Here is a 17,992-nt window from a genome sequence, read left to right on the forward strand (position 1 = left end):
CTCAGACGGCATAGCGCAGCATCACGGTCGTCTGCCCGTCGCGTCGCGTCAGGCGCTTTCGCTCGGCGGCGAGGCTCTGCAGGAAACTCTCCAGGCCCGCCAGTTCGACGCTCTCCTCGTCCCTGACCCGAAGAGTCCGTCCCGGCTCCGATCCATCCGCCGGTGCGGGATCGGCGCTGGGCGTCACTGTCCCACCCCGGACCGTGACGTCCGCGCGGAAGTCGATCCCGTCGGTTGTCAGCCGCAGCTCGCCGCCCATGCCGTAGCGGCCATCGGGCGAAAGGCGGCCGACCAGGGCCCGGATCTCGCCTTCGGCCGCCTCGGTTGTCCTCCGTGGAAGGTCCCAGGCCGCCGCCGTGTCGCGCAGGAACGAAGCCGTCCGCGCGACGGCATCGTCGCCCGGGCTCCAGGCGATTGCGGCGCGCTGGCGCGTGCCGATGCGGAACAGCAGGACCAGGGCGGCCGCCGAAACCAGCGCGATGGTGAGCGGATTGCCGATGATGTTCCGGATGATCGGCGACATGTCCTTGAAGAAGTGCGGATGGACGCTCTTGCTCATCGCCAGCAAGGTCGGAATGCCGATGATGAACGACGCGCGCGGCCCGCCCGCCCGCGACAGCATGATCCGCATGCCGCCCGAGATCAGGGAGCAGGCCGTGTAGACCAGCAGCGCGCCGGTGACTTCCTGCGGCACCATCAGGAAGAACACGGAGAGCTTGGGCACCACGCCCATGACCAGCAGCATCGCGGCCGACGTGTAGGCGACCGCGCGGCTGGCGACGCCGGTATTGCCCTGCATGGCGACGAGGCTCGAGGAGATGGTCATGCCCTGCGCGCCGATGACCCCCGCGACCACGTTCGCCATGCCCTCGCCGATCACGCCCTTGCGCAGGTTGGCCATGTCCGGCCGTTCCCAGTCGGGATCGTTGAGACGCTGGGCCGTCGTGATGTTGCCGATCACGCGCACCGTCGCGGCGACCCCGGCGGCGACGAAGGCCGGAAGCACGCGCATGTCGAGGTCGAACACCGGCAGGGTGAACTGGGGAAGCGCGAACCAGGGCGCCCGGTAGACGACGGCCGCGTCGCCCTGGGAGACGACGCCGAGCGCGATCGCGGCCAGCATGCCGACGACCAGGCCGGTCAGGGTGCAGAGCAGCTTCAGCATGCCCTTTCCCCAGATCGTGAGCGCCACCATCACGCCCAGCGTCAGGGTCGTCACGACGAGATGAAGCCGGAAGACCGCCTGATGCTCGTGCGGGATGTCCATGACCTGGGCGATCCCGACGATTCCGACCTGCATGCCGACGACGAACACGCTGAGGCCGGTGACGACCGGGGTGATCACGATCCTGAGACGGCCGAGGACCGTTGCCAGCAGGATCTCGGTGAGCCCCCCGACGATGGTCATGCTGAAGACGAGCGGCATGCCGCCGATCCCGGCCGCCAGCACGGCAGGGGCGAGATAGGTGGAGGAGTAGACGGTCGGCGCCAGGTAGCCGCAGCCGACGGGCCCGCGCGGCAGCGCCTGGAGGACGACGCCCGCGGCCAGCGCCACGCAGGCCACGCCCATCAGGCCGACGACCTGGTCCTCGGGCAGCTTCGCCGCGCGCAGCACGACGGCGACGAACACCAGATACGTCGCCGTCTGCACCGTGTACTGCAGCCCCAGCGGCAGCAGCAGGCGCAGCGGCGGCCAGTCCGCCACGCCGTACTGCATCGCTGCAGGACGCAAGGTGGCGGCCCGTCCGCTCAAAGCGAGTTCACCGTGTGCCCGCCGTCGACGGTCAGCACGCTGCCGGTCATGAAGCTGCCGGCGTCGGAGGCCAGCAGGAGCAGTGCGCCGTCGAGATTCTCGGGCTTGCCGATGCGGCGCTGCGGGATCCGGTCGATCAGCCGCTGTCCCGCCGGCGTCTTCCAGAAGTCGCTGTTCATCTCGGTCTCGATGTAGCCGGGACAGATCGCGTTGACGCGGATGTCGTGGCGCGCCCATTCCATGCCGAGCGCGCGGGTGAGATGGATCAGGCCGGCCTTCGAGGCGTTGTACGGCGCGACCTGGCCGATCGTGCGCAGGCCCAGGATCGACGCGATGTTGACGATGTTGCCCGGCCGCCTGGCGGCCATCCACCGCTTGGCCGCGGTCTGGGCCACCAGCCAGGCGCCGCGCAGGTTGGTGCTGACCACGGCGTCCCAGTCCTCGACCGGCATGTCGAGCGCGGGCTTCACGATGGAGATTCCCGCGTTGTTCACGACGATGTCGACCGGACCGAGGGCCTTCTCGACCGCGTCGAAGGCCGCGGCGATCGACTCCGGCGACTGCACGTCGAGCTCGACCGCGGCAACGCGCGCTCCCGCCGCCTCGAGCTCCGCCTTCAGCGCCGCCAGCCGGTCGGCTCGGCGCGCGGCGATCGCCACGGCGGCGCCTTCCTCCGCCAGCGTGCGCGCGAAGTGCACGCCGAGGCCCGACGAGGCGCCGGTGACCAGCACCACCTTGCCCGTCAGGTCGAATCGCTTGGACATCCCCGCCACTCCCTAGTGTTATGCCGCCGCCGGTCAATCGACCTTATAGGCGGGCTTCGAAGTCGGGGGAAACGTCCTGCAGTCTTCACGAACACCATGGACTCTCGTCGGCCTGCTGGTCGCATCCGGCATCGTCGCGGCTTTCCATGTCGGCAAGGTGCCGCCGTCCATCCCGTCGATCCGCGGCGATCTCGGCGGCAGCCTGGGCCAGGCCGGCTGGCTGCTGTCGCTGGTGAACCTGACGGCGGCTCTCGGCGGCATGGTCATCGCGCTCACCGTCGACCGCATGGGGCATCGCCGCCTCGTCGTGCTGGGGACGTCGCTGGGCTTCGTCGCCAGCCTGTTCGGCGCCATCGCGGGCAGCATCGATGTGCTCCTGGCGTGGCGCTTCGTCGAAGGTCTGGGCTTCGTCGTCGTCACCGTTTCGGCGCCGACCCTGCTCCTGAGAATCACCCGGCCGTCCGACCGGCATCGCGCCATGACGATGTGGACGTGCTACATGCCGGCCGGCGCCGGCGCCATGATGCTGATCGCCGCCGTGGTCCTGCCCGAGGCCTCGTGGCGCGCGGTCTGGCTGGTCGCTTCGGGCGCTTCGCTGGCCATGCTGCTGGCGCTCGTGCGGCTCGCCGTCCCGCGGCGCGAGCTCGATGCCGAGCGCGTGCGGCGCCGTCCGATCCTGCACGAGATCGCCGAAGTCGCGACCGCGCCCGGTCCGCTCGCCATCGCCGTTTGCTTCGGCGCCTATGCCTGCTGCTGGTTCGCGATCGTCGGCTTCCTGCCGACCCTCCAGGTCGAGCGGCTGGGCTTCACGGCCTCGACCGCGGCCGTCGTGACCGCCGTCGTCACGGTGGTCAACGTCGCGGGCAACCTCGGCGCCGGCTGGCTCTTGCAGCGCGGCCTGCCGCGGGTCGTCGTCATCACGGGCGCCGCCATCCCCATGGCCTTCTGCGCCGTCGGCATCTTCGTCGACGGGGTTCCCGACCTGCTGCGCCTGCTGCTCGCCGGCATCTACTCCGCCGTGATCGGGGTCGTGCCGGGCGCCCTGTTCACGGCGCTGCCGGTCCACGCGCCGCGTCCCGAGCTGGTCGGCGCCTCGACCGGCCTGCTGATGCAGGGCTCCAACATCGGCGGACTGATCGGCCCTCCCCTCACCGGCGCGCTGGTCGCGGCCGGGGGATGGCCCGCCGCCGCCTGGCTGGTGGCCGTCGCACTGGGGCTGGTGGCCGTGGCCGGCGTCTTCCTGCACTGGCGCGAAAGGCGTAAGCTCGCCGCATGATTTACGTCGACATCGTCTCCGACACGATCTGCCCCTGGTGCTACATCGGCAAGCGCCGCTTCGAGCGGGCGCTGGAGCAGAGCGGGCGCACCGACGTGGCGGTCGCCTGGCGGCCGTTCCAGCTCAACCCGGACATGCCGGCCGAGGGCATGACGCGGGACGATTATGTCCGCGCCAAGTTCGGCGGCGGCGACCGGCCGCGCCAGATCTACCAGGCGATCGCCGACAGCGGCCGCGAGGCCGGAATCGAGTTCCAGTTCTCGCGCATCCGCCGCACCCCCAACACCGTCCTGTCGCACCGCCTGGTCCACTGGAGCGCCAAGTGCCAGCTCCAGGACGAGGTCGTCGCCGAGCTCTTCAGGGCCTATTTCGAGGAAGGAAGGGACATCGGCGATCTCGACACGCTGGTCGCCTGCGCGGTCCGGGCCGGGATCGAGGAGCAGCGCGCCCGCCGCTATCTGCTGGGCGACGAGGGCCGTCAGGAAGTCGTCGCCTCCGACGTCTATGCAAGGCGGCTCGGCATCAACGGCGTTCCCTGCTTCATCGTGAACCGCAAGTACGCCGTCTCGGGCGCCCAGCCTCCCTCCGCCTTCGTCGAGGTCTTCAACCTCGCCGAGCGGGACGCCGCCACCAGCGCCGCCCAATCGACCGCCTAGGACGGCGGGCCGCCAGGCCCGTCGTCCGTCATCCTGGGCGAAGCGAGGGATCTCGTGCCCGCGGCAGCCGGCGATGAGGTCCTTCGCTTCGCTCAGGACGACATGATGGTCGTCATATGATATGATAATAGACATATCATGCCCCAGAACCCCGCCCGCACCGCCCGCACCCGCGCCGAGATCCTCGATCATGCCGGCCGCCTGTTCAGGCTGCGCGGCTATGCCGGCACCAACATCGACGACGTGATGCTGGCCGCCGGGCTGACGCGCGGCGCCTTCTACGCCCACTTCCGCTCCAAGGAGGAGCTGTTCACCGAGACCCTGATCGCCGGCACCGGCCTCAGGGCCCGGCTGCGCGGCGGCAAGCCGTCCGCCGTGCTGAAGGACTATCTCGACAAGGCCGAGCTCGTCGCGAGCGCGCCGACATGCGTGCTCGCCACCCTGCCCTCCGACATCGCCCGCGCGCCGCTGGCGGCCAGGCTGGCCTACGCCAACCTGCTCCAGGCGACGATCGGCGAGATCGCCGGCGCGAGGAAGCGCAGGCTCGATGGCGATGCGACGGTGGCGGTGATCCTGGCGGTGGGCGCCGTCGCCCTCGCCCGCGCCTCGGGCGACACGCGGCTCAGCGACTGGCTGCTGCGCTGCGCCCGTCGCGCCATCCATCCGCTCCTCAAGCCGCGAGCTTCGCCAAGGCCGAAACGATCGACGTCACGCCCGAAAGCCGCTGCCGGTCGTCGTTCCAGACGCGCTGCACCATCACGCGGTGGTCGGGCCGCAGCTTCGTCAAAGGCGCGTTCTTCTGCAGCCAGGCGATGAGCCGGTCGGGCTTGGCGAACTTGTTGTCGTGCAGCGACAGCACGACCGCCTTCTCGCCGGCATCGATGCGGTCCACGCCGGCAGCCCGGCAGAGCAGCTTCAGCGCCACCGTGTTCAGCAGGAACTCGGCCTCGGGCGGCATCTTGCCGAACCGGTCGACCATCTCGGCCGCGAAGGCCTCGATCTCGGCCGGGTTGGCCAGCGCCCCGATGCGCCGGTAGAGCCCCATGCGCACCGAGAGGTCCGGCACGTACTCCTCCGGGAGCAGCACCGGGATGCCGAGATTGAGCTGGGGCGACCAGTCGGCCTGGGCGGCCTCGCGGGCGCGGCCTCGGGCGGCGTCGACCGCCTCCTCCAGGAGCTGCTGGTAGAGCTCGATGCCGACCTCGCGGATATGGCCCGACTGCTCCTCGCCCAGCAGGTTGCCGGCGCCGCGGATGTCGAGGTCGTGGCTGGCAAGCTGGAAGCCGGCGCCCAGCGTATCGAGCGTCTGCATCACCTCGAGCCGCTTGGCCGCCGTCTCGTTGAGCGCCCGCCCCGGCGGCACGGTCAGGTAGGCATAGGCCCGGGTCTTGCCGCGACCGATCCGGCCGCGAAGCTGGTAGAGCTGTGCCAGGCCGAACATGTCGGCGCGGTGGATGACCATCGTATTGGCATTGCGGATGTCGAGGCCGCTTTCGACGATGTTGGTCGCCAGCAGCACGTCGAACTTGCCGTCGACGAAGTCCTGCATCGTGTTCTCGATCGCGGTCGGCGCCATCCGGCCATGCGCCATGGCCATGCGGATCTCGGGCACCAGCTCGCGCAGCGTGGCGGCGACCTCGGCCAGGTCCTCGATGCGCGGGCAGACGTAGAAGCTCTGGCCGCCGCGATACTGCTCGCGCAGCAGGGCCTCGCGAATGGTGACCGCGTCGAACGGCGTGACGAAGGTGCGGACCGCCAGCCGGTCGACCGGCGGCGTGGCGATCAGGCTCATGTCGCGCACGCCGGTCAGCGCGAGCTGCAGGGTGCGCGGGATCGGCGTGGCGCTGAGGGTCAGCACGTGGACGTCGGCGCGCAGCTCCTTCAGGCGCTCCTTGTGGGCGACGCCGAAATGCTGCTCCTCGTCGACGATCAGCAGGCCGAGATCCTTGAATTCCACGCCCTTGCCGAGCAGCGCGTGCGTGCCGACGACGATGTCGAGCGTGCCCTCCTTCATCGCCTCCTTGGTGGCCTTGGCCTCCTTGGCGACGACCAGGCGGGAGAGCCGGCCGATGCGCACCGGAAAACCCGCGAAGCGCTCGACGAAGGTGCGGTGATGCTGCCGCGCCAGCAGCGTCGTCGGGCCGATGACCGCCACCTGCTTGCCCGACAGGGCGGCGACGAAAGCCGCGCGCAGCGCCACCTCGGTCTTGCCGAAGCCCACGTCGCCGCAGATCAGCCGGTCCATCGGCTTGCCCGACGACAGGTCGTCGATCACGTCCGAGATCGCCTGCAGCTGGTCCTCGGTCTCGGCGTAGGGAAAGCGGGCGCAGAACTCCTCGTAGGCGCCCTCGGGCGGGCTCATCGTGTCGCCGCGCTGCACGGCCCGCTCGGCGGCGATCTTGATCAGACGGTCGGCCATGTCGGCGATGCGCTGCTTGAGCCGGGCCTTGCGCGACTGCCAGGCGACGCCGCCCAGCCGGTCGAGCGTCGCCCCCTCCTCGCCGGCGCCGTAGCGGCTCAGCACGTCGATGTTCTCGACCGGGACGAACAGCTTGTCGCCGCCGTCGTAGGTCAGCCGCAGGCAGTCGTGCCGAGCGAAATGGATCTCGAGCGTGACCAACCCCTCGTAGCGCCCGACCCCGTGCTCGCGGTGGACGACGAGGTCGCCCTCGCTGAGTGCCGAGGCCTCTGCGATGAAGCGCTCCGCCGGCCGGCGCTTGCGGGCCGGACGGGACAAGCGGTCGCCGAGGATGTCCTCCTCGCCGATCACCTCCAGCCCGTCGAGGACGAAGCCGTGCTCCACCGGCCACACGGCGATGCCGAGCGCACCCGCCGGCAGGCCCTGGACGGTGGCGAAGTCCGACACCGGCACGGGGGTCGTGGCGCCGTGCTCCTGCAGGAGATGCTGCAGGCGGCTGGCCGACCCCTCGGTGTAGCCGGCGACCAGCACGCGCCGGCCGGCGGCATTGGCCTGCTTCACGTGCTCGGCCACGACGTCGAACAGGTTGACGCCCTGGGCGGTGCGCGCCCGGGCGAAGCCCTCGTGCCGCCGCCCGCCGAGGTCGATCGTCCCGGCCGTGTCGGCCGGCGCGTCGAAGCTGGTGAACTGGACCGTGCTGCGGCCTTCGAGCAGCCGCTCCCATTCCGAGGGCTTGAGGTAGAGCCGCTCGGGCGGCACCGGCTTGTAGTCGGCCGCGCCGCTCATGCCGCCCTTGGCGCCGGTCTTCAGCCGCGCGTCGTAGTAGTCGGTGATCAACTCGTGCCGCGCCGCGAAGGCCTCGCCGATCTGATGGTCGGCCGTGACGACGGCGTCGGCGCAGTAGTCGAGCAGCGTCTCGAGCCGGTCGTGGAACAGCGGCAGCCAATGCTCCATGCCGACGTGCCGGTGGCCGGCCGATACCGCCTCGTAGAGCGCGTCGTCGGTCGCATTGCCGAAGAGCTCGCGATAGCCGCCGCGGAAACGGGCGATGCTGTCCTTGGTCAGCACGACCTCGCTCACCGGCAGGAGCACGACCTCGTCGCGGGTTCCGGTCGAGCGCTGGCTCATCGGATCGAAGGAGCGGATTTCCTCCAGCACGTCGCCGAACAGGTCGAGCCGGACCGGCTCGGGCGTGCCGGGCGGAAAGAGGTCGACCAGTCCGCCGCGGATGGCGAACTCGCCGGGCTCCATGACCGTCTCCGAGCGGCCGTATCCGTTCTCGCCGAGGAACCGGCTGAGCCAGGCGGGGTCGACCGTCTGGCCTTTCTTCACGACGACGGCGGCCTCGGCATAGAGACCGCGCGGCGGCACGCGCTGGAGCGCAGCTCCCACCGAGGCGAGAATGATGCGCGCCGGTGAGCCCGGCTTCCTCGGTGCCGCCAGGCGCACCAGGGTCTCCAGGCGCTCCGCCACGATGTCGGGATGGGGCGACAGCCGATCGTAGGGCAGGCAATCCCAGGCCGGGAAGACCAGCACCTCGCGCTCCGGCGCGAAGAAGCGCAGCCCGTCCTGCAGCCGTTCAAGCCGCTGTCCGTCGCGCGCGACATGCAGAATGTCCTGCCCGCCGGTGGTCCTCGCGAGCTCGGCCAGCGCCAGCGCATCGGCGCCTTCGGGCAGGCCCGCGACCGTCCATCGTCCGGGCTTGCGCGCGATCGGCGCCAGGGTTTCCGTCAACGCCGCCACTAGAACCTCACACGGAACGCCTGGAGCAGGCGCAGCACCGGCGTGTCCTCCTCGGCCGGCGGAGCGGCCTGGCCGGTGATCCAGTCGAAGAGCTCGTTGTCGCCGCGGGCCAGCAGGCGCTCGTACTGGTCGAGCTGGGCGGCGTCGAAATCGGCGATATGGGCGCGCGCGAACTGACCCAGCAGGATGTCGTTCTCCTTGTTGCCACGGTAGACGCTGCGATAGAGCAAACGCTTTCGCCGCGTCTCGAGATCGGTCTCGCGCGTCATGTTTTCCCCAGAAAGCGGCGTAGCATATAGGGGGCGGCGATGGTGAAGTCACGCCGCCCCAGAGCTTGACTCCCATGCGTCCGCAGAGCCTCACGCCCCTCTTCGCCCAGATCACCTCGCTGCCCGGAATCGGGCCGCGGCTGGGCAAGCTCGTCGAGAAGATCGCGGGAGCGCTGGTGCTCGACCTGCTGTGGCACCTGCCCTTCGCCGTCATCGACCGCCGCAACGCGCCCGAGATCGCCGCCGCCCGCGCCGGCGACATCGCGACGCTCACCGTCACGGTCGACGAGCACCTGGTGCCGCGCAGTCCTCGCCAGCCCTATCGCGTCTGGTGCAGCGACGAGACCGGCCGCCTGTGCCTGACCTTCTTCAACGGCCGCGAGGACTATCTGCGCAAGCTCCTGCCGGTCGGCGAGGTCCGGGTGGTGAGCGGCAAGGTCGAAGTCTACCAGGGCGAGGTGCAGATGACGCACCCCGACCACGTCGTCCCTGCGGAGGAGCGCGAGCGCATCCTGCGCGTCGAGCCGGTCTATGGCCTGACCGCCGGCCTGACCCAGCGGCCGATCCAGAAGGCCGTCGCTGCCGCGGTCGAGCGGGCGCCCGAGCTGCCGGAATGGCAGGACGAGGCCTTCCGGCGGAAGAACGGCTGGGACGGCTGGCGCGCCGCCCTCGCGCACGCCCATGCGCCGGCCGAGGAAGGCGACCTCTCGCCGCTGCATCCGGCGCGTGCCCGCCTGGCTTTCGACGAACTGCTGGCCAGCCAGCTCGCCATCGCGCTGGTGCGCCACCACAACCGGACGGTGGCGGGACGGGCCACGACGGGCGACGGCCACCTGCGCGCGCGCGTGCTGAAGAGCCTGCCCTTCGCCCTCACGGCCAGCCAGCAGGCCGCCATCGCCGAGATCGAGGCCGACCTCGCCCAGCCGGAACGCATGATCCGCCTGCTGCAGGGCGATGTCGGCAGCGGCAAGACGCTGGTGGCGCTGCTCGCCATGCTGGTCGGTGTCGAGGGGCGCGCACAGGCGGCGCTGATGGCCCCCACCGAGCTGCTGGCACGCCAGCACCATGCGACGATCGCGCCGCTGGCCGCGGCGGCCGGCGTGCGCCTCGCGCTGCTCACGGGCCGCGACGGCCAGAAGCAGAAGAAGGAGACGCTGCGGGGCCTGGCCGACGGATCGATCCAGCTCGTGGTCGGCACCCATGCCCTCGTCCAGGAGGATGTCGAGTTCGCCGACCTCGCGCTCGCCGTGGTCGACGAGCAGCACCGGTTCGGCGTCCATCAGCGCATGGCATTGTCGTCGAAGGGTCATGCCGTCGACCTGCTGGTGATGACCGCGACGCCGATCCCCCGCACCCTGATGCTGGCCGCCTACGGCGACCTCGACGTCTCGAAGCTCACCGAGAAGCCGGCCGGCCGCCAGCCGATCGACACCCGCACCATCCCGCTGGAGCGGATCGGCGAGGTGGCCGACGGGGTCGGCCGGCAGATCGCGGCCGGTGCGCGCGTCTACTGGGTCTGTCCGCTGATCGAGGAATCCGAGGACGTCGATCTCGCCAATGCCGAGGAACGGTTCCGTCAGCTCGGCGCCCGCTTTCCCGGCAAGGTGGGACTGCTGCACGGCCGTCTCAAGGGCGCCGAGCGCGAAGCCACGATGGCGGCGTTCGCCGACGGACGGCTCTCGGTCCTGGTGGCGACGACGGTGATCGAGGTCGGCGTCGACGTGCCGGCCGCGACCGTGATGGTCATCGAGCATGCCGAGCGCTTCGGCCTGGCGCAGCTCCACCAGCTTCGCGGCCGCGTCGGGCGCGGCTCCGCCCGCTCGACCTGCCTGCTGCTCTACGCCCAGCCGCTCGGCGAGACCGCCAAGGCCCGGCTCGCCATCATGCGCGAGACCGAGGACGGGTTCCGGATCGCCGAGGAGGATCTGCGCCTGCGCGGCGCCGGCGAGCTGCTCGGCACCCGTCAGAGCGGCCTGCCGGACATGCGCCTCGCCGACTTTGCCGTGCACGGCGAACTGCTCGCGGCGGCGCGCGACGATGCCCGCCTGATCGTCGAGCGCGATCCCGACCTGCAGACAGGACGCGGCGCGGCCCTGCGCGTCCTGCTCTACCTGTTCCGCCGCGACGACGCCGTCAGGACCCTGCGCGCCGGTTGAGGGATGGCGTTGCGCCACGTCACCGCGCGTCTCTCTCGGGTCGTGCACCGCGTCCCCGTCCATGTCACCGGCCGCGTCCCGCGCCTCCCACCAGTTCCCGCCCGGCGGTCGGTCGACGACCGGCGGCCGAGGATTCTTGCACCAGTCCTGGCGTCGACGGTTGGATAGCCAGAAGATGCAGGCCCGGATGTCGGGCGGATGATGCACCGTCCGGGTGAGGATCCTCTCTTCTCCGCGCCACAGGACGGTACGCTGGACCGAACTGTCGTAGCCGACCGCGCGTTGGTAGAGGGCATGCGCCACACGGGAATCGGCGACTGCCCGGCCCTCCCGCACGGCAGCCGCGAACTCGGGAATGCGGGCGATCCAGTTGTCGACGGTGCGCGGCGCCACATCGAAGAAGCCGGCGAGCTCCGCGTTGGTCGCTCCGAGCAGGCAGTAGTTGGAGGCAAGCTCGCAGAATTCCGGGCGATAGCTCGTCGGGCGGCCAACAACGCTCATGGGAAAATTATAAGACGAGTTATCGTTCCGTCAAGTACTACCGTTATTTTCGAGTTATTGCGTACCACGCGAAGACCGGCAATCGGCTGGAACCGGACCAGGCTTCCGAACGCCCGTCAGCGCACGGTGGGCCTGACGCCAGTGACAATGAGGTTCCATCTGCGCTCAACGGGCGTCCGTCACGACGAAGCGATCCAATGACGGCTTGAGTTTCGCTCAAGCCGTCCCGTGGAACCCCAGAGGTCCAAACCAACGGGTGCTCAGCCGGACGATCGCGGGTCGGGATCGGAAGTCATGCGGTTCACCCCAGCTGGCTGACATAGATCCGCAGCGCCTGGCGCGCCGCCTCGACCGCCTTCTCCGCCGCGGCGCGGCGCTGCGCGATCGCCTCGAGCTCCGTCTCCTGCTTGTCCAGGGTCGCGAGGTAGCGCCGCTGAAGGTCGCTGTTGGCCGGGACACGGGCGAGATTGTCGCGCAGCCGGGCCTGCTCCTGCACGATCTGCTGACGCTCGGCATCGGCCTGCGTCACGCGCCGCTGGGCCTCCGCCACCGCGCCCTGCAGCTCGACGATGCGCGCCAGGGCGGCGCGCGTCCTGTCGTCGAACTCGCGCGCGCGGGCATAGACGCCGATCTGGTCGGCCTGTGCTTCGACCAGCCGCAGCTCCTGCTGCAGGGTCTGCTCCTGCACGACCTCGAACGTCTGCGTCGCGTCGCCGCCCGGAAGGCGGAACGGGATGCGGTAGTTGCCCTCGCTCAGCTCGACGTCCTTGCCCTCGGGCTTGACCAGCGTCCAGCCCGGCAGGCGCCGCTGCATGACCACGAGCAGCCGCGCCTCCTTGGCCGGGCCGCGGACACGGTAGGTGACGGTCTGGCGCACGATGCGCGAGAGCTGAAGGGCGCCGTTCACGATCTTGCCGCTGGCGATGCGATCGGTCTGGCCGACCTCGCGCTCGATCGTGATCTTCTCGTCGAGCGCATAGGCGAGCAGCCGGGTCTCGCCCACCGGCATGGCCGACAGGCGCGCGTCGCCGACATAGGCGACGTATCCTGCCTTGTCGCGCTCGTAGAGGGTGATCAGGCCCGGCGGCAGGCCGCTCTCGCCGTCGTTGGTGAGCCGCACGGCCGCCAGCGGATTGCGCGCCGCGGTTTCCGGTTGATAGAGCGCCAGCCGGGCGGCCGGCATCTCGCGATCGATGACCGGCAGCGACAGGGTGCGGCCGTTGGCGACGCTCACCGTCTTGGGAAAGCGGAAGACGACCTGGGTCGCCGCGTCGGTGGCCTCGAAGGCGTCGGCCGCGCCGGCGCCGGCCGGCGGCGGGGCCGACATCGCCTTGGCGTTGGCCCTTTCCTGCGCCCGCGGCGGCATGGCAGCCGGCGCCGGAGGAGGCGGTGGCGGCGCAGCCCTGAAGCGATCCTCGGCCTGAACGCCGCCGCGATCGACGCCCGGCATCAGCCGGCCGGCAACCTCGACGGGGATCTCCGGCCGCTTGACGTAGTAGGCCTCGTAGAGCGCCTGGCGGAAGGCGACGGGGCGGCCCGACACAAGCGTCAGGTCGACGTCCTTCCAGTCCTGGCCGCTCAGGTTCTCGACCGTGGCCCAGCCCTGCATCGCCGCCCGCGGCGCCGTCGCATCGGCCGGAAGGGTCAGGCGATACGAGGCCTTCCAGACCGGCACCTCGACGATGTAGGCGACCCGGACCGTGCGCCGGCCCTGGCCGCGCGCCGAGAGCTCGAGCGTCCGCGAGTCCTTGGCGCGATTGGTCTGGATGGCCATCAGCGCCTCGCCGACCTGGGCGCGCAGCGCCGGATCGGCGAACTGCAGGTTCTCGGCGTCCTCGAGGATGAACTGCTGCAGGCCGCGGTCCGTCAGCAGCGTGACGCGCGTCCGCTCGATCGCCGTCTTGCCGTCGTCGCGGGTCGCCGTCTCCTTCTGCACCGACACGATGCGGCCGGTGATGGCGCGCGATCCGCCGACCGTGACCTCGGCGCCCTTCAGTGTGGCCAACAGGTCGGCGGGCGAGCCGAGCGAGGCCTGGTCGAAGGGCAGGTCCTTGAAGGTCTGGGCCAGCGGCTCGCGGCCCGGCAGGCTGAGGCCCCCGACGCCTCCCTTGTCGTCGTAGACCACCAGGCTCTTCAGCACGTCGTCGACCTGGTCCAGCGATACGGTAAGCTTCAGGGTCGCGTCGCCGTCGACGGTGGCCTCGTACTCGAAATAGCCGAGCCCGCCCGACGACAGCATGACCCGCTTGAGCGCAAGATCCTGCGCGGCGGCGGCGAACGGCAAGGCGAGGACGCCCAGCAGGGCGACGGCTGACAGGATGTGATGCATGAGCTCTCCCGGGCGATGCGGCGCGCAAGGTGGGCCGGGACTGTGACGCGACCGCGGCGATGGAACGACCAAAGTGGGTTCGGGGATCCCGTCCCCGCCCCGCGGATCCAGCTACTTCAGCGCGTCCTTCAGCGCCTCGATCGGCAGCAGCACGCATTCGTGCCGGGACCTGTGGTTCCGGACCGGCGCGAAGGCCGCGAAGGGCTCGCCCGCCTCGCCCTCCGTTCGTCCGAGCGCGCGCTCGGCGTCCTGCTGGATCGCGGCGATGCCCGCCGCGTCGCGGCCGACGGCCACGGAGGCCAGGGCCGAGGCCGAGGCCTGGCAGAGAAGGCAGCCCCGCACCTGATGGCCGATCTCGGCGATCTTCCCCTTCTCGCCCAGGCGGACGTCGACGACCACCCGGTCGCCGCACAACGGGTTGTCGCGCCGGGCCGATTTCGTCGGCTCGGCGAGCTTGCCCGCGCCCGTCTTGGCCTTGGCGAGGGCGACGATGCGGTCCTGATAGAGCTGGTCGTTCATCGCAGGGTTCTGGCCGCGTGCTGAACGCCGGTCAGCAGCGCATCGATGTCGGCATTGTCGTTGTAGGGCGCGATCGAGACGCGGGTCGTGCCGTCGAGGTCGAAGCGGTCCATCAGAGGCTGGGCGCAATGATGTCCGGCCCGGACGGCAACCCCGAAGGAATCGAGCGTCTGGGCGACGTCGTGGGGATGGACGCCATCCAGCATGAAAGACACGACGGGATAGCGGTTCTGCAGGCTCGCCGGCCCGAAGAGCTGCGCGCCGTCGATCTTCTGCAGGCCGCCCATCAGGCGTTCGACCAGGGCCATCTCGTGGGCATGCGCACCCGTCCAGTCGAGGCCGCGCATCCACTTGCAGGCGGCGCCGAGCCCGATCGCCGGTCCGATCGGCGGCGTCCCGGCCTCGAAGCGCCGCGGCGGCGGCGCCCAGGTCGTCTCGGCCTTGGTGACCCGGCCGATCATCGAGCCGCCGCCATGAAACGGCGGCATCGCCTCCAGCAGCGCCGGCTTCGCCCACAGCGCGCCGATGCCGTTCGGCCCGTAGGCCTTGTGGCCGGCGAAGACGTAGAAATCGATGTCCAGCGCCGGAATGTCGAGCGGCCCGTGCGGCGCACGCTGGGCACCGTCCAGCATCACCTTGGCGCCGACCGTGCGGGCCAGGGTGACGACGGCGCGGACATCGACCAGCGAGCCGGTGACGTTGGAGACGTGGGCGAGCGAGACCAGCTTGGTGCGCGGGGTAAGCAGGCGCGGCAGGGCGTCGAGGTCGATGCGCCCATCGACGGTGACCGGCGCGAAGTCGAGTTCGATGCCCGCGCGCTGGCGCAGCATCTGCCACGGCACGATGTTGGAATGATGTTCCAGCTCCGAGACCAGGATGCGGTCGCCGGGCTTCAGCAGCGAGCCGTAGGAATAGGCCACGAGGTTGATCGCGGCCGTGCAGCCGCCGGTGAACACGACCTCCATCTCGGGCACGCCGAGGAAGCAAGCGACTTCGGCACGGGCGGTCTCGTAGGCCTCGGTGGCGCGCTCGGCCAGGCGGTGGACGCCACGCAGCACGTTGGCGCGTTGCGTCGTCTCGTAGGTCCGCACCGCATCCAGCACCGCTTCCGGCGTCTGCGCCGAGGCGCCGTTGTCGAGATAGTGGACCGGCTGGCCGTCGATGATCTCGGACAGGATCGGGAACTGTCGCCGGACGGCGACGACGTCGAAACTCATTTGCCGGGGCTCATGGGCTTGCTCCGCGCCCGCCAGGCGGCCAGCGCCTCGGGCGTATCGATGTCTGTGACCGCCGCCTCGCCCGCCATCTCGACCTCGCAGACGAGGTCGGCGTGCTCGCCGATCAGGTGCCTCGCCCCGGTGTCGCCCGACAGACGGGCGATCTCGGGGAAGAAGCGTCGCGCCCACAGGACGGGATTGCCGCGCTTGCCGGCGACGGTCGGCACGCAGATCGAGCGGCCCTCGACCGGGCTGAATGCCGCCATCAGGCGGTCGAGCAGCGCCGCCCCCACGCCCGGCATGTCGCCGAGCTGGACGATGGCTGCATCGATGTCCTTGCCGAGCGCAGCGATGCCGGCGCGCACCGACGTGCTGAGCCCGTCGGCGAAATCCGGATTGGCGACGAACCGGAGCCTCGCCCCGGCCGGTACCGCCTGCTCGACCGCGCCCCGTACCGCGTCGGCCATGTGGCCCAGCACGACGACGACCTCGACCGCCTGCGAGGCGAGCGCCGCCTGCACGGCATGGACCACCAGCGGCTGGCCGTCGGCCTCGGCCAGGAGCTTGTTGGGTCCGCCCATGCGGGTCGAGCGCCCCGCCGCGAGCACCAGCACGGCGACGCGCGGCGCCGCCTGAGGGCCCGCTTCTTCGCCCTCGCTGTCGTCGCGCGGCTGCGGCCGGCTCGCGATTTCGGCCAGCAGTCCGCCCGCCCCCATGCGCACGATCTCGGCCCGCCCGACCGGGATGCCGGCCGCCAGGCGCTCCAGCACCATGTCGAAGCCGTTGTACTTGGGGGACTTGGCGCAGCCCGGCAGGCCGAGAACCGGCCGTCCGTCGAGCTCGGCGGTCAGCAGCAGGTTGCCAGGATCGACCGGCATGCCGAAATGGATCAGCTTTCCGCCCGCCGCCTCGATGCCCGCAGGCACGACGTCGTGGCGGTCGACGATGGCCGACGCACCGGCGACGAGGAAGATGTCGCAGCCCTCGTCCTTCAGCTCCGCGAGCGCGCCGGCGATCGCCCGCGCTTCGTGCGCGACGCGTCGCTCGCCGACCAGCGCGCTGCCGAGCGAGGTCAAGCGCTTGGTGGTCGTCCCGACCGCCTTGTCGAGCACCTTGTCGCGCGTGCCCGGCAGTCGCGTCTGCACCAGGCCGGCGCGCATCGCCTTGAACGGCGCCACCGCGACCAGCGGCCGGTTGGCCGAGGTCGCGACCTCGAGGGCGCGCGCCACCGCGCTGCGCGGCGCGGCATAGGGGATGATCTTGACGGTGGCCACCATCTGCCGCGGCTCGACCCGCGCGAACGGCGGCAGCGTCGCAACGGTGACCGATTCGTCGAGCTCGTTCAGGGCGTCGATGCGCTCGTGATCGACGACGGCAAGGCCCGCCTCGCGGGCGAAATGATTGCAGCGGCCGGTGAAGGGCGCCGTGATCTCGATTCCCTCGCCGGCCAGCGCCTTGGCCACGGTCGCCGCCGCCTCGTCCTCGTGGATGTCGTCGGCATCGAGGCGGGCGGCCACGACGCTCGAGGCGCCCGCCGCCTTGAGCCGCGCCACGTCCTCCTCCGACAGGCGCCGGCCCTTGGCGAAGTTCACGCCGCTGGCGCGCCAGCTGTGCGCCAGGATGGCGCCGGCCGCCTCGTCGATCGGCGTGTCGCCGAATCTCACGCCGCCGCCACCTTGGGCGCCGCCAGCGCCTCCGTGCGGCGGGCCCGCACCTCGACGATCTGGCCAAGGATCGACACCGCGATCTCGGCCGGCGACCTGGCGCCGATGTTGAGACCGACCGGCCCGTGGATGCGCGCGAACTGCTCGTCGGTGATGCCGGCCTCCGCCAGCCGCTCCTTGCGCTTGGCGTGGGTGCGCTTGCTGCCGAGCGCCCCGACGTAGAAGGCCTCGGACCGCAGCGCCGATTCGAGCGCGGGATCGTCGAGCTTGGGATCGTGGGTCAGGGTGACCACCGCCGTGGACACGTCGAGCCCCATTTCCTGGAAGGCCTCGTCGGCCCATTCCTGGATGACCTTGACGCCGGGAAAGCGGTTGGCGGTCGCCCAGGCGCCGCGCGGATCGACCACGGTGACGTCGAAGTCGAGCATGGCCGCCATCGGCGCCAGCGTCTGCGCGATGTGCACCGCGCCCACGATCACCAGCCGCGCCGGCGGGACGTAGACGTTGAGGAAGATGCGCTGGCCGTCGACCTCGACGGTCTCGCTGCGGCCGACGGTCATGGCGCGGCGCGCCGCGGCGACCAGCGCGGCGTCGCCCGCCAGCGTGCCCTCGGCTGAATCGGCATAGACCAGCGCCTCGGCGGCGTCGCTCAGCCGCGTCGCCAGCACGACGGCGCGGCGCTTGCCGCGCGCTTCCTTGAGGGCGGCGATGGTCCCGGCCTTCATC

The 17,992-nt window shown here is 70.8% G+C and carries 12 protein-coding genes and 1 pseudogene; 4 read left to right on the plus strand and 9 right to left on the minus strand.

Translation table 11 applies throughout. The features are described from left to right. Position 1 precedes the first annotated feature (1 nt). Together ACO073_RS16420 and ACO073_RS16425 are read right to left on the minus strand one after the other, a co-directional pair. Positions 2-1,705 carry a uracil-xanthine permease family protein gene (locus ACO073_RS16420; RefSeq protein WP_421998727.1) on the minus strand — a complete coding sequence of 568 codons (1,704 nt, stop codon included), beginning with the start codon at positions 1,703-1,705 and terminating at the stop codon, positions 2-4. Between the two features lie 44 nt (positions 1,706-1,749). Beyond that, on the minus strand, positions 1,750-2,517 hold the full coding sequence (locus tag ACO073_RS16425) for an SDR family NAD(P)-dependent oxidoreductase (protein WP_421998729.1): 768 nt from the start codon (positions 2,515-2,517) through the stop codon (positions 1,750-1,752). A 130-nt stretch (positions 2,518-2,647) separates the two neighbouring features. On the opposite strand from ACO073_RS16425, the gene ACO073_RS16430 reads away from it, so the two are divergent. The 3 genes and pseudogenes from ACO073_RS16430 to ACO073_RS16440 form a co-directional block, all read left to right on the plus strand. After that, positions 2,648-3,793 (plus strand): CynX/NimT family MFS transporter, encoded by a 1,146-nt coding sequence (locus tag ACO073_RS16430; protein ID WP_422002160.1) that lies wholly within the window; start codon positions 2,648-2,650, stop codon positions 3,791-3,793. Further along, positions 3,790-4,449, plus strand: coding sequence for a DsbA family oxidoreductase (locus ACO073_RS16435; protein ID WP_421998731.1), 660 nt, complete (start codon positions 3,790-3,792; stop codon positions 4,447-4,449). Before ACO073_RS16430 ends, ACO073_RS16435 begins: the two co-directional genes overlap by 4 nt. A gap of 138 nt (positions 4,450-4,587) precedes the next feature. Next, positions 4,588-4,755 (plus strand): annotated as a pseudogene (locus ACO073_RS16440) (TetR family transcriptional regulator); the annotation flags it as partial. 364 nt (positions 4,756-5,119) lie between these two features. On the opposite strand, the gene mfd reads toward ACO073_RS16440, so the two are convergent. Together mfd and ACO073_RS16450 are read right to left on the minus strand one after the other, a co-directional pair. After that, on the minus strand, positions 5,120-8,611 hold the full coding sequence (gene mfd / locus ACO073_RS16445; protein ID WP_421998733.1) for a transcription-repair coupling factor: 3,492 nt from the start codon (positions 8,609-8,611) through the stop codon (positions 5,120-5,122). Beyond that, positions 8,611-8,880, minus strand: coding sequence for a succinate dehydrogenase assembly factor 2 (locus ACO073_RS16450; RefSeq protein WP_421998735.1), 270 nt, complete (start codon positions 8,878-8,880; stop codon positions 8,611-8,613). The genes mfd and ACO073_RS16450 overlap by 1 nt, the downstream gene beginning before the upstream one ends. Before the next feature lie 74 nt (positions 8,881-8,954). Here ACO073_RS16450 and recG point away from each other — a divergent pair, with 74 nt between their 5' ends. After that, positions 8,955-11,036, plus strand: coding sequence for an ATP-dependent DNA helicase RecG (gene recG / locus ACO073_RS16455; RefSeq protein ID WP_421998737.1), 2,082 nt, complete (start codon positions 8,955-8,957; stop codon positions 11,034-11,036). Positions 11,037-11,838: 802 nt separating this feature from the next. Here the strand turns inward: recG and ACO073_RS16460 are convergent. From ACO073_RS16460 to ACO073_RS16480, 5 genes are all read right to left on the minus strand, one after another. Continuing rightward, positions 11,839-13,866 carry a DUF4139 domain-containing protein gene (locus ACO073_RS16460; RefSeq protein ID WP_421998739.1) on the minus strand — a complete coding sequence of 676 codons (2,028 nt, stop codon included), beginning with the start codon at positions 13,864-13,866 and terminating at the stop codon, positions 11,839-11,841. Between the two features lie 111 nt (positions 13,867-13,977). Next, positions 13,978-14,385 (minus strand): iron-sulfur cluster assembly scaffold protein, encoded by a 408-nt coding sequence (locus ACO073_RS16465; RefSeq protein ID WP_421998741.1) that lies wholly within the window; start codon positions 14,383-14,385, stop codon positions 13,978-13,980. After that, positions 14,382-15,602: an aminotransferase class V-fold PLP-dependent enzyme gene (locus ACO073_RS16470; RefSeq protein WP_421998743.1), complete on the minus strand. Its 1,221-nt coding sequence runs from the start codon at positions 15,600-15,602 to the stop codon at positions 14,382-14,384. Before ACO073_RS16470 ends, ACO073_RS16465 begins: the two co-directional genes overlap by 4 nt. Next, a complete protein-coding gene (locus tag ACO073_RS16475) occupies positions 15,599-17,266 on the minus strand; it encodes an NTP transferase domain-containing protein (RefSeq protein WP_421998745.1) in 1,668 nt (555 codons plus the stop codon). The genes ACO073_RS16470 and ACO073_RS16475 overlap by 4 nt, the downstream gene beginning before the upstream one ends. Next, positions 17,263-17,991 (minus strand): XdhC family protein, encoded by a 729-nt coding sequence (locus ACO073_RS16480; RefSeq protein ID WP_421998747.1) that lies wholly within the window; start codon positions 17,989-17,991, stop codon positions 17,263-17,265. Before ACO073_RS16480 ends, ACO073_RS16475 begins: the two co-directional genes overlap by 4 nt. Between the last annotated feature and the right edge of the window lies 1 nt (position 17,992).

Origin of the sequence: Reyranella sp., assembly GCF_965229815.1 — a bacterium.
GTDB lineage: Bacteria > Pseudomonadota > Alphaproteobacteria > Reyranellales > Reyranellaceae > Reyranella.

Coding starts and splice junctions, on each gene's coding strand:
- recG (WP_421998737.1), top strand. CDS start 8,955: ATGCGTCCGCAGAGCCTCACGCCCCTCTTCGCCCAGATCACCTCGCTG.
- ACO073_RS16470 (WP_421998743.1), bottom strand. CDS start 15,602: ATGAGTTTCGACGTCGTCGCCGTCCGGCGACAGTTCCCGATCCTGTCC.
- ACO073_RS16465 (WP_421998741.1), bottom strand. CDS start 14,385: ATGAACGACCAGCTCTATCAGGACCGCATCGTCGCCCTCGCCAAGGCC.
- ACO073_RS16460 (WP_421998739.1), bottom strand. CDS start 13,866: ATGCATCACATCCTGTCAGCCGTCGCCCTGCTGGGCGTCCTCGCCTTG.
- ACO073_RS16480 (WP_421998747.1), bottom strand. CDS start 17,991: ATGAAGGCCGGGACCATCGCCGCCCTCAAGGAAGCGCGCGGCAAGCGC.
- ACO073_RS16435 (WP_421998731.1), top strand. CDS start 3,790: ATGATTTACGTCGACATCGTCTCCGACACGATCTGCCCCTGGTGCTAC.
- ACO073_RS16450 (WP_421998735.1), bottom strand. CDS start 8,880: ATGACGCGCGAGACCGATCTCGAGACGCGGCGAAAGCGTTTGCTCTAT.
- ACO073_RS16425 (WP_421998729.1), bottom strand. CDS start 2,517: ATGTCCAAGCGATTCGACCTGACGGGCAAGGTGGTGCTGGTCACCGGC.